We start from the raw sequence: 14,200 nt of genomic DNA, 5'->3' as shown, positions 1-14,200 counted from the left end.
CCATTCAAGGGGAATGGGATGTTTGCTTATTACATGGAACTTGCGCTGCGCAGCCTGAAGCGAAACCCGGTGCTCACCGCACTGATGGTGCTAGCGATCGGCCTGGGCATCGGGGCCAGCATGACGATGATCACGGTGTTGCACGTGATGACCAACGACCCGCTGCCGGAGCGCAGCGCGCATCTCTATACGCCGCACCTTGATCCGCTGCCGCTGGATTACACGCACGGCGGCAACGGTCCCGATCCTGCCGACAACCTCACCTGGCCCGATGCGATGTCCCTGTTGCGCGCGCACCGCGGCGTGCGCCAGGCGGCGATGGCGGGCGGCACCTTGCTGGCGTTGCCGGTCCAGTCCGGATTGCAGGCGCTCTACGCCGCAGGGCGCTACACCACGGCGGACTTCTTTGCGCTGTTCGGCGTGCCGTTCGAGTACGGTGCCGGCTGGAGCGCGGAGGACGATGCGGCCGGTGCCCACGTGGTCGTGCTGTCGGACGAGCTGGCGCGCAAGCTGTTTGGCCGCGCCGACGTGGTGGGTCGCACGGCGCGGCTCGGCGAGCTGGACTACCGCGTGGTCGGCGTGGTTTCCCGGTGGGATCCAGCGCCCCAGTTCTACGCGGACAGCACCGGTTCCCAGTTCAGTGACATCGATACCTTCTTCCTGCCGCTGTCGGTGGCCGTGAACGAGGACCTGCCGGTCAGTGGGAACGAGTCCGGCTGGAGCGACGATGAAAAGGCCGGGTCGAGCAAGCGTGGCGCCGCCATGAGCTGGCTGCAGTTCTGGGTGCAGTTGGACACGCCGGCACAGGTCGCCGACTACCGCCGCTACCTGGTCAACTACTCGGCGCAGCAGAAGGCGCTGGGTCGATTCCAGCGGCCGCCGACGGAAGCGGCGCTGTTCGGCCTGATGGACTGGCTGGCACACCGGAACCTGGTGCCGAACGACGTACACCTGCAGCTATGGCTGGCCCTGGGCTTCCTGTTCGTGTGCATGGTCAACATCGTGGCGCTGTTGCTGGCGAAATTCCTGCGCCGCAGCGGCGAGATCAGTGTGCGCCGTGCGCTCGGGGCGCGACGGCGCGACATCTTCGTGCAGTTGGGCGTGGAATCGGCATTGATCGGCGTGGCCGGCGGCACGCTCGGGCTCGCCATAGCCCAGCTCGGCCTGTGGAGCGTGCGCCACCGGCCCGATGACTACGCAAGAATCGCGCAGATGGATCCTTCCATGCTCGCCGGCACGTTCGTGCTGGCGGTGCTGGCCAGTGTGCTGGCCGGCCTGCTGCCCGCGTGGCGTGCCTGCCGTGTGGCGCCGGCATTGCAACTCAAGGCGTCGTGAGGAGATTCCCGTGCAGATCCTTCCCATCCTCTCCTCGTTGCGCCGGCACCGGCTTACCGCCGTACTGCTGGTACTGCAGGTGGCTTTCACCTGCGCCATCGTTTGCAACGTGGTCTTTCTCGTCGCGCAGCGAGTACAGCGCGTGAGTGTCGCCACCGGCATCGCCGAGAACGAGCTGTCGGTGATCCATAGTTCCGGCTATACCGCGCGTGAAAATGCGCAGGCCCGACATGCCACCGACCTGGCCGTGTTGCGCGCCATGTCGGGCGTGCGTTCGGTGGCGGCGGTGAGCTGGTCGCTGCCGTTGAGCCAGAGCGACGATTCGTACGGGGTCTGCCCTGACGACGCATCGAGGAAGCAGGCCATGGCGCGGCGTTCGGCAGACGGTACGAGTTGCGTGCAGCCGAGCATGTACGACGGGACCGAGGGCCTGATCGGCACGCTCGGCCTGCGCCTGATCGCGGGACGCGATTTCACATCGGACGATTACGTGGTTGGCAGCGCGCACAAACCGGCGGTGGCGGTGATCACACGCGCACTGGCGCAGCGCTTGTACCCCGGCAAGGACCCGCTGGGTCAGTCGATGTACCTGGGTGATGCGGTGATCCGTGTGGTTGGGGTGGTCGACACTCTGTTGCGCCCCAATCTGCGCACGCCAGCCGTAGACGGCTACAGCGTGGTCTGGCCGCAGAAACCCGACGGGCGCACCGTGACCTACGTGCTGCGCAGCGCGCCGCAGGATCGCGCGCGGCTGCTCCGCGAAGGCCGCCAGGCACTGCTGGCGGCGAGTCCCAATCGCCTGGTCAACCCCGACCGGATGGAGCCATACACCGACATGCGCGCGCGCTTCTTCCAGCGCGACACGACCATGATCGGCCTGCTCGTCGCCGCCGGGCTGGGCCTGTTGTTCGTCACCGCACTGGGCATCGCCGGCCTGGCCAATTTCTGGGTACAGCAGCGCACGCGCAGCATCGGCATCCGCCGCGCCATCGGCGCCACCCGCGGCGACATCCTGCGCTACTTCCAGACCGAGAATTTCCTGATCGTGGGCGCCGGCATCGTATTGGGCATGGCGCTGGCGTTCGGCTTGAACGCGGTATTGATGACGCATTACGAAGTGTCGCGATTGCCTTTGTTCTATCTGCCGATCGGCGCGCTGGCGCTGTGGCTGCTGGGCCAGCTCGCCGTACTCGGCCCCGCGCTGCGCGCCTCGGCGGTACCGCCGGTGGTGGCGACGAGGTCGGTGTGATGAAACGCCACCAAAACCGACATGCGGGAGCGACTTCAGTGGCGATGCTCTTGCGCGAACCGAAAAGCGTCGCGACTGAAGTCGCTCCTGCAGGCATCATTGACGTACGTCCGCCGAAAGTCATGGCAACCTTCCCGGCCTTGGCGGCATCCATGACCGCATGTGCAGAAAGCCTATGAGAACTGTCCTTGTCATCGACGACAACCCGGCCGTGGGCGAGGCGTTGTCGCTGGCGTTGTCGTTGAACGAGATCAAGCCGCTTACCGCGCTCACGCCTGACGAGGGGCTGGCGTTGCTGGCGCGTGGCCAGGTGGATGTGGTGATCCAGGACATGAACTTCACCGCCGATACCACCTCGGGCGAGGAGGGCGTGGCGCTGTTTCGCGCCATCCGCGAGCGGCATCCGGATTTGCCGGTGATCCTGCTGACCGCGTGGACGCACCTGGAAACCGCGGTGGAGTTGGTCAAGGCGGGCGCCGCCGATTACCTGGCCAAGCCGTGGGACGACAACAAGCTGCTGGCCACGGTGGAGAACCTGCTGGAGCTGTCCGAATCCACCCGCGAGGTGTCGCGCAGCCGGCGCGAGCGGCGCCAGCGCAGCGATCAGCTGCGCAAGAACTACCAGCTCGACGGGCTGGTGTTCGCCTCCGACGCGATGGCGCGCACGCTGGAGCTGGCCTGCCAGATCGCCCGTTCGGACGTACCGGTGCTGATCACCGGTCCCAATGGTGCCGGCAAGGAGCGCATCGCCGCGATCGTGCATGCGAACTCCGCGGTGAAGCGCGGCCCGTTCATCGCGGTGAACTGCGGTGCATTGCCCGGCGAGCTGATCGAGGCCGAGCTGTTCGGCGCCGATGCCGGTGCCTATACCGGCGCCAACAAGGCGCGCGAGGGGCGCTTCGAGCTGGCCGATGGCGGCACCTTGTTCCTGGACGAGATCGGCAACCTGCCGTTGTCCGGCCAGGTGAAATTGTTGCGCGTGCTGGAAACCGGCCAGTACGAGCGGCTAGGTTCCGGGCGCACGCGGCAGGTGAAGGTGCGCGTGCTTTCCGCCACCAATGCCGACCTGAAGGCGATGGTGCGTGCCGGCACCTTCCGCGAGGATTTGTATTACCGGCTCAACGTGATCGAGGTAAACCTGCCGCCGTTGAGCGAGCGCAGCGACGACATCCTGCCGCTGGCCGAATTTTTCCTCGGTGGCCGCGCCGAACTGGGCGATGCGGCGCGCGAGCTGCTGCTCGGCTACCCGTGGCCGGGCAACGTGCGCGAGCTGAAAAACGCCATCGAGCGCGCCGCATTGCTCTCGGGCGGCGGGTCGATCACACCGGAGCTGCTCAACCTGCCGCAGCACGTTTCCAGCGTGGCGCGCAGCCTGGACGAGCCCAGCCGCGAGGTGGTGGAAAGCGCGTTGCACAAGGCCGACGGGGTGGTCAGTCGTGCAGCGCAACAACTGGGCCTGTCGCGACAGGCACTGTACCGGCGCATGGAGCGCTACGGCCTGGCGTCGTCAAACTGAGATGCAATGGCCTTGCCGCGCCGCGCTGGTCGTAGAAAGATGGGCGCCGTCTGTCTCGGGGGAGAACTGTCATGCGATACGTAATGGCACCGCTGTCGGCACTGCTGCTGGGTGCGCTGGTGGCCCAGGCCGCCTTGACCCAGCCAACCATCGCGCAAAAGTGGACGATCCCGGCAACGGAGTCGCCCGCCATCGACTACCGCGTCGGATCGCCGCGGCTCGACGCGCCGCCGCCCAGTCCGTTCGAGTTCGACGACCATCGCCCGCGCGGCCCGGTGGGCCAGCCGCCGCCGCGACCCAACGACCGCAACGTGGTGCTGGGCCTGGGCCTGCCGTGGACCGATGGCCGCCCGCCGCTGGATTGCGCGCAGACGCCGATGGATGCCAAGTGCCATTGAGGGGTGTGATTCTTGTGGGAGCGACTTCAGTCGCGATGCCTTTCGGATCATGCAGAAGCATCGCGACTGAAGTCGCTCCCACAGGCTGGAGCTCGCCATGTGGCGTTGGCTGACCTCGCTGCGGATGCGGCTGACCATCCTGCTGGTCGTGGCCGGTGTGGCGGGGGCCTTGATCTATGCCGGTGTCAGCCGCTGGCCCGTGCCGCAGGTGCTGCACTGGCTGCAGACCCAGGAGTCGTTTTCGGCGCATGCGTCGTCGGCGGGTGTCTATGGGGGCGTGCTGATCAGCCTGCTCGTGCTGTTGCCGCTGGCGCTCTGGCTGGCCGGGGTGGTGATGGCGCCGGTGAGCCGCTTGCTGCGCGCACTGGAAGGTGCGGTGGCCAGCTACCGCGATGGCGATTTCAGCTTCTCCATCGCCGTGGACCGGCGCGATGAACTGGGTGAATTGATCCGCATGCACAACGCGCTGGGCCAGACCCTGCGCGAACAGCGCCAGCACCTGGTGCAGCGCGAACTGTTGCTGGACACCGTGGTGCAGAACACGCCGGTGGCGCTGGTGCTGACCGATGCGATCGGCCGCGTGGCCTACGCCAACATCGCCTCGCGCCACCTGTTCAACAACGGCCGCAGCCTGCAGGGGATGGATTTCTCGCAATTGCTGGCCGCCGGCCCCGACGCGCTGCGCCAGGCGGTAGAAAGCGGCGAGGATGCCCTGCTCAGCGTGGAAATGGATGGCGGGGAGGAAACCTTCCACCTTTCCCAGCGCGCGTTCCGGTTGCAGGGGCGACCGCACCGCTTGCAGTTGTTTCGCCGCATGACGCGCGAGTTGTCGCGGCAGGAAGTGGCGACCTGGAAGCGGGTGATCCGGGTGATCAGCCATGAGTTGAACAATTCACTGGCGCCGATTTCCTCGCTGGCGCACTCGGGCGCGGAGCTGGCCCGCCGCGGCGACGTGGCGCGGCTGCCGGGCGTGTTCGCCACCATCGGCGAGCGGGCCAACCATCTGCACGGTTTCATCGCCGGCTACGCCAGTTTCGCCAAGTTGCCCGCGCCGCGGTTGGCGCCGGTGGCATGGCAGCCTTTCCTCGACGCGCTGGCCTTGCACTGCCGCTTTCACCTGCTGGGGGAGGCGCCGGAGCGGCCGGGCGTGTTCGACGCGGTGCAGGTCGAGCAGGTGCTGATCAACCTGATCAAGAACGCCCACGAAGCCGGCGGCGACGAGGACGAGGTGTCGCTCGCCATCACGCAGGCCGGGCGCGACCTGCGCATCGAGGTGGCCGATCGCGGCCCGGGCATGAGCGAGACCGTGTTGGCGCAGGCGCTGCTGCCGTTCTATTCCACCAAGCGCGCCGGCACCGGCCTGGGCCTGGCCCTGGCGCGCGAAATCACCGAGGCGCACGGCGGCCGGGTGCTGCTGGCCAACCGCGAAGGCGGTGGTTTGCGGGTGACCTTGGTGCTGCCGCAGACCACGCCGAGATAACCGCTTTGGCCCGCGACGCTCGCCTATACTCAGGACTTCTTCAGGGGATGGAGTTACGTCATGGGATTGGGACAACTGCTGGCGCTGGTCATTGTTTTTCTGGTGGTGGTCGGCATCGTCAAGCTGGTGCGCATCGTGCCGCAGGGCTACGAATGGACCGTGGAAACTTTCGGCAAATACACCCGCACGCTGACCCCGGGGCTGCATTTCCTGATCCCGATCTACCAGGCGGTCGGACGCAAGATCAACATGATGGAGCAGGTGCTGGACGTGCCCTCGCAGGACGTGATCACGAAGGACAACGCGGTGGTCGGCGTGGATGGCGTGGTGTTCTACCAGGTGCTGGACGCGTCCAAGGCGGCGTATGAAGTCTCCAACCTGGAGCAGGCCACGCTGGCGCTGATCATGACCAACATCCGCACCGTGCTGGGCTCGATGGATCTGGACGAAAGCCTCAGCCAGCGCGACGCCATCAACGCCAAGCTGCTGCGCGTGGTGGACGAGGCCACCCACCCGTGGGGCGTGAAGGTCAACCGCATCGAGATCAAGGACATCGCGCCGCCGCGCGACCTGATCGACGCGATGGCGCGGCAGATGAAGGCCGAGCGCGAAAAGCGCGCCAACATCCTCGACGCCGAGGGTTTCCGCCAGGCGGCGATCCTGAAGGCGGAGGGCGAAAAGCAGTCGGTGATCCTGGCCGCCGAGGGCGAGAAAGAGGCCGCCTTCCGCGCCGCCGAAGCGCGCGAGCGCACCGCCGCGGCCGAAGCCAAGGCCACCACAATGGTGTCCGACGCGATCGAGGGCGGCAACGTCAACGCGCTGAACTATTTCGTCGCCAACAACTACGTCGACGCGCTGAAGGAAATGGCCAAATCCCCCAACCAGAAAATGCTGCTGCTGCCGATCGAGGCCACCGGCATCCTCGGCTCGCTGGCGGGCATCGCGGAACTGGCGAAGGAGTCGCTGGGCCAGCAGAAAACCGTCGTTCAGCCGCCGCTACGCTGATTTGCTCCCCTCTCCCGCTAGCGGGAGAGGGGCCGGGGGAGAGGGCAAGGAGCCGAAGAACACCATGGACAACCTCACCAACGCCAAATCCATGCGCTCCACGCAAACACCCGCGGAGCAGCACCTCTGGTATCACCTGCGCGCGAATCGCTTCATGGGCCTGAAGTTCAAGCGACAGAAACCCCTCGGTCCCTACATCGTGGATTTCATCTGCCTGGAGCGCGGGGTGGTGATCGAGGTCGATGGCGGACAACATGGCGACGATGTTGCTTATGATCAGCGGCGTGACCAGTGGCTCGCATCGCAGTGTTTCATCGTGCTGCGGTTTTGGAATCACGATGTGTTGAATCAAACGGAGAGTGTGCTGGACCGCATTCGGCAGGTCGTCGACGAACGGGCTTTCCCGGCGCTGGTGCCCTCTCCCCCCGCCCCTCTCCCATGAATGGGAGAGGGGAGCAAAACTCTCACGGAAACCATCATGTTCGAGGCCATTTCTACGCATTACCTGTGGTGGATACTCGCCTTGCTGCTGATCGCGGGGGAGTTGTTGTTGCCGGGGTATTTCCTGTTGTGGATAGGCATTGCCGCCGCCGCGATGGGCGTGGTGCTGTGGGTGGTGCCGACGTTGGGGATGCTGGCGCAGGCGATCGTGTTTGGCGTGCTGGCGTTCGCGGCCTGCGTGCTTTACGCGAAGTTTCTGCGGCCGCGGCTGGAGCGCAGCGAGCCGGGCAATGAGCGCTTGAACCGTCGTGGCGAGCAGATGATCGGCCAGCGCTACGAGTTGATCGAACCGATCATCAACGGCCGCGGCAAGGCGCGCGTGGGCGACGGTCAGTGGCTGGTCAGCGGGCCGGATCTGCCCGCAGGCAGCACGGTCGAGGTGGTGGCGGTGCAGGGCACCACGCTGCAGGTCCGCGCCGCGGCATGAGTGCGGTCGTCAGCCAGCCGTTCGCGGCCATCGCGCTCAACACGCGCATTGCCTTCCTGGTGGAGCTGGCGCGGCGGCTGCATCAATACGGCACCTCCGCGCCACGGCTGGAGATGGCCATTTCAGGCGCAGCGCAGCGGCTGGAGCTGGTGGCGGATGTGTGGTCCAGCCCCACCGCCATCATCATCTCGTTCACCGACATGGCGCAGGGCGAGGAAGGCGTGGCGCAGACCACCCAGGTGATGCGGCTGGCGCCGGGCGAGGTGAACCTGGCGCGCCTGTGCCGCGCCGACGATATCGCTGATCGCGCCATCGCGGGTGAGCTGGATCTGCGCGAAGGCTTTCGCCAGTTGCGGCTGCTGGGTCGCCCCGATACGCCGTGGGAGCAGGCGGGCACCATCGCCAGCTACGGCTTGTCTGCCGCCGCGATCGCAGCGTTGTTCCTGCACAGTTCGTGGGTCGACCTGGTGGTCGCCGGCGTGATCGGCGTGCTCATCGGCTGGATCGCGATACTCGCCGGTACGCGCCCGCGGCTGGCGGTGGCCAGCGACGTGATCTGCGCGATGGTGGCGACTACCGTGGCGATCGTGGTGAGCGCCTTCGTGGTGCCGCTGGCGATCAAATCGGTGGTGCTGGCGGGCCTGATCATCCTGGTCCCGGGGATGTCGCTGACCAACGCGGTGCGCGAGATTTCCAGCCAGAACCTGGTTTCCGGCATGGCGCGCATGGGCGGCGCCATGGCGACGCTGCTGAAACTGGTGTTCGGCACCGTGGCCGCCACGCAGCTGTGCGCCGCCGCCGGCATCCACGCGCGCGACTACGCCTTGCCGGCGTTGCCGCCATGGACCGACTACGTGGCGCTGCTGGTGGGCGCAGTCGCGTTCGCCATCCTGTTTCGCGCCGCGTTGCGCGACTGGCCGGCGGTGATCGGCGCGGTGATCGTGGGTTACCTGGCCACGCGCTGGGGCGGAGAGATTTCCGGCGCGTTGCCGGCGGCGCCGTTCGGCGTGTTCCTGGGAGGCTTGCTGCTGGGCGCGTTCTCCAACCTGTACGCGCGCTATGCGCACCAGCCCGGCGCCGTGATCCGCGAGCCGGGCATCCTGCTGCTGGTGCCGGGCAGCGTGGGCTTTCGCAGCATGTCGTTCCTGCTGGAGCGCGATACGCCGCTGGGCCTGGACACCGCGATGCTGCTGCTGACCCTGCTGGTGTCGATCGTGGCCGGGCTGATGTTCGGCGATTTGCTGATTTCGCCAAGGCGCTCGCTGTAGCACCCCACAAGCTTCCTCCCCCCGCTTGCGGGGGAAGGTGCCGAAGGCGGATGGGGGTGCTCTTGATCTTGGCTTTTGCGGGATGGAAGAGCGCCCCCATCAGCCCTCCGGGCAGCTTCCCCCTCAAGCGGGGGAAGCAACATGTCGGGCTTTTCAGGCCCCCGACGCTTCCTCAAATCGGTTGGCGTCGCGGTTCTTGCGCACCTTGGCCGGGTCCCACACGCGGCCGTTCATGGTGATGTAGACGCCGTCGGGCAGGGTCTGTACCGCGGCCACCGCGCAGCCGATGTTGAACACTGCATCCGAGCCCTGGAAGCGCGCCGGGTTGAGCGCGCCGGTCAGCACGATCACCTTGCCCTTGATGTCGGCCAGCGCCCTGGCGGTGTCGACCATGGTGTCGGTGCCGTGCGTCACCAGCACGTGCCGGTGCGGCTGCGCCTCGATGGTGGAACGCACCAGGGCGCGGTCCTCGGCGGCCATGTGCAGGCTGTCCTTGCGCAGGATGGGAATCACGTCGAACTGGAAGCCCACGCCCAGCTGGGTCAGGATTTCGCCGATCTGCGGCGCGCCGATCTTGTAATCCGACTTGTCATCGAAATAGATCTTGTCGATGGTGCCGCCGGTGGTGACGATGGTCAGATGCTGCATGGGGTCGGCCAATAGAGGGAATGACGCATTTTAGCCCGCCCGCACATCTGCGCCGTGCACCCCTGTAGGAGCGGCTTCAGCCGCGACGCTTTTTGGCCGCGACCGTCTTCACCCCAGCAACAACCCAGTGTCCTCTGCATCCGGCGCAATCAACCGATTGAGCCCATGGCTGACAAACCGGCGCAACGCGGCCCCCGGCCGCCGCTCGCCGCTGCGCCCCGACCACGCCGCCTGACGCGCCAGCAACGCCGCCGCCGCGCAGCGGGCGAGGGTGAAAGCCAACCCGCGCGCGCCTGCTTCGAGCGACGCACGATCGGCGCCATGCCGATCGAGATGCGCGGTGGCCGCATCCAGCGCGCCCGTGATGACTGTCGTGGCTGCCGCGTCGTCACTGCCGGCCAGCCAGCCGTCGACCGCCAATCGCAACGCCGCCAATCCCTCGCCAGCCAGCGCCCGCAAACTGTCCAGCGAAAGCACATTGGTGGTGCCTTCCCAGATCGGATACACCTGCGCGTCGCGCAGCAGTTGGGGCAGGCCGGTGTCCTCGATGTAGCCGGCGCCGCCGAAACTTTCCAGCGCTTCGGAGCACAGTTTCACCGCCAGTTTTCCCGTCCACAGTTTCGCCAGCGGTGTGAGCAGGCGCAGCAGCGCCGCTTCATGCGCGGTCGCAGCGCCGCTCTCGACCCGACCCAGCAGATGCGCCACTTCGAATGCCAGCGCGAACGCGCCCTCGAACTCGGCCTGCATGTCCGCCAGCGTCTGCGCGTGCAGCGGCTGCTCGATCAATGGACGGCCAAACGCCTGCCGCCGCGTGGCGTAGTCGCGCGCCAGGCTGATTGCCCGGGCCATGCTGGCCACCGCGCAGACGGCATTCCAGGTGCGGGTGACGTTGAGCATCGGCGCCACCTGGCGCACGCCGTGGGCCAGCTCGCCGACGGGCCAGGCGGGCAGGCCGTCGAGATGGATTTCCGCGGTAGGCAGCTCCTGCGTGCCGAGTTTGTCCTTCAGCCGGTCGATGATCAGCTCGGGCTTGCGCCGCTGGCCGTCCATCGTTTCCACGTAGAACAGTGCCAGCGCGGCGTTGCCCTCACCGGCGCCTTCGGGCCTGGCCAGCGCAAGTGCCGCTTCGCCGACCACGGCCGAGCTGAACCACTTGCGGCCATGCAATCGCCACTGGCCATCGCCATCGCGGCGCGCCACCGTTTCGCTGTGGCTGACATCGGAGCCGCCGATGTTCTCGGTCATCCATTGGCCGCTGAGCCAGAACTGCGCCGGATCGCGGCTGAGGAAATGTGGCAGCGCGCGCTCGATCAACGCTGCGTTGCCAGAGGCCTTGATCGCGGTGGCGGCGCCGTCGGTCATTGCCAGCGGGCAGGTGTAGAACTCGCTGGCCACGTGATACAGGTAGACGCGGGCGAACTCCTCCAGCCGCGCGTATTCGCCCGGCGCATGGCCGGCGGCGAGCACCGCGTGCCGCGTTGTCAGTTGGGGGCCTTCCTGCCACGCCGTGGTCAGCTCGATCCGGTCGACGCGGCGGCCCCACGCGTCCCATTGGGTCAGTATCGGCTTGCGTCGGGTGCTTTCGCTGGCGCGTTGCCACGCCATCTGTGCGTAGTCGCCGAGGGCGGCGAGGTCGGCATCCAGTGTCGCGCGGCGTTCGGCCGGCAGCACACGATCGAGCAGGTCGTGCAGCAATCGATCGCTGCGCCACGGATGCGCCAGTTGCGGCCCTTCTTGCAGGAATCCCATGGGTGTTCTCCCTAGGAGCGTAGAAGCTTTCGCCAGACGACTAGAATAGGCGCGTTTCCATCGAGGCGTGCCAGCCCCATGACCCCAGTGACAGTACCGCGCGTGGCGGTGTTGATTCCGTGTTTCAACGAGGCGGTGGCGATTGCCTCCGTGGTGCGCGCGTTTGCCGCCAGCCTGCCGCAGGCGCGGATCGTGGTGTACGACAACAACTCGACCGACGACACCGCACGCATCGCCCGCGAGGCTGGCGCCGAGGTGCGGCAGGAGCGGCTGCAGGGCAAGGGCCACGTGGTGCGCCGCATGTTTGCCGATGTCGACGCGGATGTCTTCGTGATGGTGGATGGCGACGCCACCTATGACGCCAACGATGCGCCGGCGATGATCCAGCGCCTGTGCGACGAGCGCCTGGATCTGGTGGTGGCCAGCCGATCCAGCGATCACGCGCAGGCTTATCGTGCCGGCCATCAATGGGGCAACCGTTTGCTGACCGGCCTGGTCGGCTGGATATTCGGCAACACGTTTACCGACATGCTGTCGGGCTACCGGGTGATGTCGCGGCGTTACGTGAAATCGTTTCCGGCCCACGCGCAGGGTTTCGAGACGGAGACCGAGCTGGCGATCCACGCGCTGGAATTGCGCATGCCGGTAGCGGAAATGCCCAGCCGCTACAGCGCGCGGCCGGAGGGTTCGCACAGCAAGCTCAACACCTGGCGCGATGGCTGGCGTATTTTCCTCACCATCGTGAAGCTGGCCAAGAATGGTCGGCCGCTGGCGTTCTTCTCGGTGGCTTGCGTCTTGTGCGTGTTGCTGGCGGTGGGCTTGTCGCTGCCGCTGTTCGAGACCTATCTGGCCACCGGCCTGGTGCCGCGATTCCCCACCGCGATCCTGAGCGCGTCGCTGTGCCTGCTCGGCGGCGTGTTCCTGGTTTGCGGGCTGGTGCTCGACACGGTGACGCTGGGGCGGCGCGAGCAGAAGTATCTGGCGTACCTCAACCAGCCGGGACTCCCGAGCGCGAGTGACCCACGCTGATGCGGGCGCTGGATGCGCGGAAGTTCCTGGGCGTGCGCGCCTTGCTGGCGTGCCTGTCTTTCGGTGCGCTGCTGTCGGTGCTGCGCGGCCAGGACGCGAACTGGGACCTGAAGAACTACCACCTCTACAACGCCTGGGCCGGGCTGCACGGACGGCTGGCGCTGGACCTGGCGCCGGCGGGCCTGCAGAGCTTTTTCAATCCGTTGCTGGACGTGCCGTATTTCCTGCTGGGAACGGGCCCGTTGCAGCATTGGCCGCGGCTGCTCGCGGGTGTGCAGGGGCTGTGGTACGGCGGCCTGGTTTTCATGCTGTTTCGTGTCGCGATCCGGCTGGCATGGCTGCGCGGGCGCACGTTTGGCTGGGCTGACGTGTGGGCTGTGCTGATCGGCGTGACCGGAACGATGACGGTCTCGCAGACCGGTTCCAGCTTCAACGAATTGCCGCTGGCCTTGTTCATCTTGTCGAGCCTGTACGTGCTGTTGCCGTTGTGTGGCGACACACCCCGGCCATGGCGGCGCGCGCTGCTGGCCGGTTTGCTGGGCGGCCTGGCTGCAGGCTTGAAACCCACCGCCGTGGTTTACGCCCCGGCCCTGGCGCTGGGCCTGTTGCTGGCGCTGGGAATGCGGCGCGAGGCGTGGCGGCTGGCAACGCTGTTCGGTGTCGGTGCGCTGGCCGGTTTCATTGCGGCGTACGGCTGGTGGGGTTGGCAGCTTTATGAGCTCACCGGCAACCCGATCTTTCCGCTGTTCAACCAGGTGTTCCACTCGGCGTGGGTACCGGCGGTGGGAGGCACCGACCGGCAATATCTGCCGCGCGATCTGGGCCAATGGCTGTTTTATCCGCTGTATTGGCTGGGAAAGAACCAGCACATCGTCACCGAGGTGAACTTTGCCGATGCGCGTTATGCGCTGGCGGGGTTGTCGACGCTGGCGCTGTTGACGTTGCCGTGGTTGCTGCGGCGCCGGCCGCTGGATCGGTCGATACGGTTGTTGCTGGTGTTTGTGGCCACGGCCTATGTGCTGTGGCTGTGCCTGTTTTCGATCCTGCGTTATGCGGTGCCGCTGGAGTTGCTCTCGGGCTTGTTGCTGCTGGCGGCGTTGCAGCTTTTCGCGCCGGCAGACGCGGCGCCGCGGCGCTGGCTGGTGTGGGCCATGGCTGGCGCCTTCCTGCTGCTGGCCGGGTTCAGCCGCTATCCGGGCTGGGGGCATGTGCCGTATGCGGATGTCACGTTCGATGTGCGGCCGCCGGCGGTTGAGCGTGGCAGTCTGGTGCTGGTGGTGGGGCAGCCGGATGCGTATGTGATTCCGTTTCTGCCGCATGCGCAGGACAACCGCTATATCGGACTGAGCTGGTTCACCCGGTCCGCGCTGGGCTTCCGGTTCGATACGCTGGTCCAGGAGCGGATCGCGGCGCACACGGGCGCCGTGTACGCCCTGCTGCGCGACGACGCCGGTGAGGATCTGCCGCTGCTGCAACGGTATCTGCCCGGTGTCCGCATGAGCGATTGCGCGCCGGTGCAAAGCGGGCTGGAGCAACGGCGCAACGGCAAGGAGGCGTCCGGCAACCTGCGCATCTGCCGGCTGCAGTCCGACTAG

General features: G+C 66.8%; 13 protein-coding genes. 11 read left to right on the top strand and 2 right to left on the bottom strand.

Going from position 1 to position 14,200, the window contains the following annotated elements; all coding sequences use genetic code 11:
* The first annotated feature begins 18 nt into the window (after positions 1-18).
* The 9 genes from ASD22_RS07285 (at position 19) to ASD22_RS07245 (ending at position 9,179) form a co-directional block, all read left to right on the top strand.
* Entirely contained in the window at positions 19-1,335 is a 1,317-nt protein-coding gene (locus ASD22_RS07285; RefSeq protein ID WP_056081172.1) for an ABC transporter permease, read from the top strand.
* Positions 1,336-1,345: 10 nt separating this feature from the next.
* On the top strand, positions 1,346-2,584 hold the full coding sequence (locus tag ASD22_RS07280; RefSeq protein ID WP_082520177.1) for an FtsX-like permease family protein: 1,239 nt from the start codon (positions 1,346-1,348) through the stop codon (positions 2,582-2,584).
* A gap of 175 nt (positions 2,585-2,759) precedes the next feature.
* Entirely contained in the window at positions 2,760-4,100 is a 1,341-nt protein-coding gene (locus tag ASD22_RS07275; protein WP_056081169.1) for a sigma-54 dependent transcriptional regulator, read from the top strand.
* Positions 4,101-4,171: 71 nt separating this feature from the next.
* A complete protein-coding gene (locus ASD22_RS07270) occupies positions 4,172-4,498 on the top strand; it encodes a hypothetical protein (protein ID WP_235577584.1) in 327 nt (108 codons plus the stop codon).
* A gap of 97 nt (positions 4,499-4,595) precedes the next feature.
* Positions 4,596-5,978 (top strand): ATP-binding protein, encoded by a 1,383-nt coding sequence (locus ASD22_RS07265; protein WP_056081162.1) that lies wholly within the window; start codon positions 4,596-4,598, stop codon positions 5,976-5,978.
* A 60-nt stretch (positions 5,979-6,038) separates the two neighbouring features.
* Positions 6,039-6,983 (top strand): SPFH domain-containing protein, encoded by a 945-nt coding sequence (locus ASD22_RS07260; RefSeq protein WP_200946343.1) that lies wholly within the window; start codon positions 6,039-6,041, stop codon positions 6,981-6,983.
* A gap of 64 nt (positions 6,984-7,047) precedes the next feature.
* Positions 7,048-7,425, top strand: a complete 378-nt coding sequence (locus ASD22_RS07255) for an endonuclease domain-containing protein (RefSeq protein WP_056083922.1) — start codon at positions 7,048-7,050, stop codon at positions 7,423-7,425.
* Between the two features lie 36 nt (positions 7,426-7,461).
* Positions 7,462-7,911 carry an NfeD family protein gene (locus ASD22_RS07250; RefSeq protein ID WP_056081159.1) on the top strand — a complete coding sequence of 150 codons (450 nt, stop codon included), beginning with the start codon at positions 7,462-7,464 and terminating at the stop codon, positions 7,909-7,911.
* Entirely contained in the window at positions 7,908-9,179 is a 1,272-nt protein-coding gene (locus ASD22_RS07245) for a threonine/serine exporter family protein (protein ID WP_056081157.1), read from the top strand. The genes ASD22_RS07250 and ASD22_RS07245 overlap by 4 nt, the downstream gene beginning before the upstream one ends.
* Before the next feature lie 153 nt (positions 9,180-9,332).
* Here ASD22_RS07245 and ASD22_RS07240 read toward each other — a convergent pair whose 3' ends face one another.
* Entirely contained in the window at positions 9,333-9,827 is a 495-nt protein-coding gene (locus tag ASD22_RS07240) for an asparaginase domain-containing protein (protein WP_056081154.1), read from the bottom strand.
* Positions 9,828-9,935: 108 nt separating this feature from the next.
* Positions 9,936-11,576 (bottom strand): acyl-CoA dehydrogenase family protein, encoded by a 1,641-nt coding sequence (locus ASD22_RS07235; protein ID WP_056081153.1) that lies wholly within the window; start codon positions 11,574-11,576, stop codon positions 9,936-9,938.
* 78 nt (positions 11,577-11,654) lie between these two features.
* Between ASD22_RS07235 and ASD22_RS07230 the strand changes: the two genes are divergently transcribed.
* On the top strand, positions 11,655-12,605 hold the full coding sequence (locus ASD22_RS07230) for a glycosyltransferase family 2 protein (protein ID WP_082520176.1): 951 nt from the start codon (positions 11,655-11,657) through the stop codon (positions 12,603-12,605).
* Positions 12,605-14,200, top strand: coding sequence for a hypothetical protein (locus ASD22_RS07225; RefSeq protein WP_056081147.1), 1,596 nt, complete (start codon positions 12,605-12,607; stop codon positions 14,198-14,200). The genes ASD22_RS07230 and ASD22_RS07225 overlap by 1 nt, the downstream gene beginning before the upstream one ends.

The organism is Rhodanobacter sp. Root480, from assembly GCF_001426645.1.
Taxonomy (GTDB): Bacteria; Pseudomonadota; Gammaproteobacteria; order Xanthomonadales; family Rhodanobacteraceae; genus Rhodanobacter; species Rhodanobacter ginsenosidimutans.
This window is presented reverse-complemented; position numbering and strand designations above follow the sequence as displayed.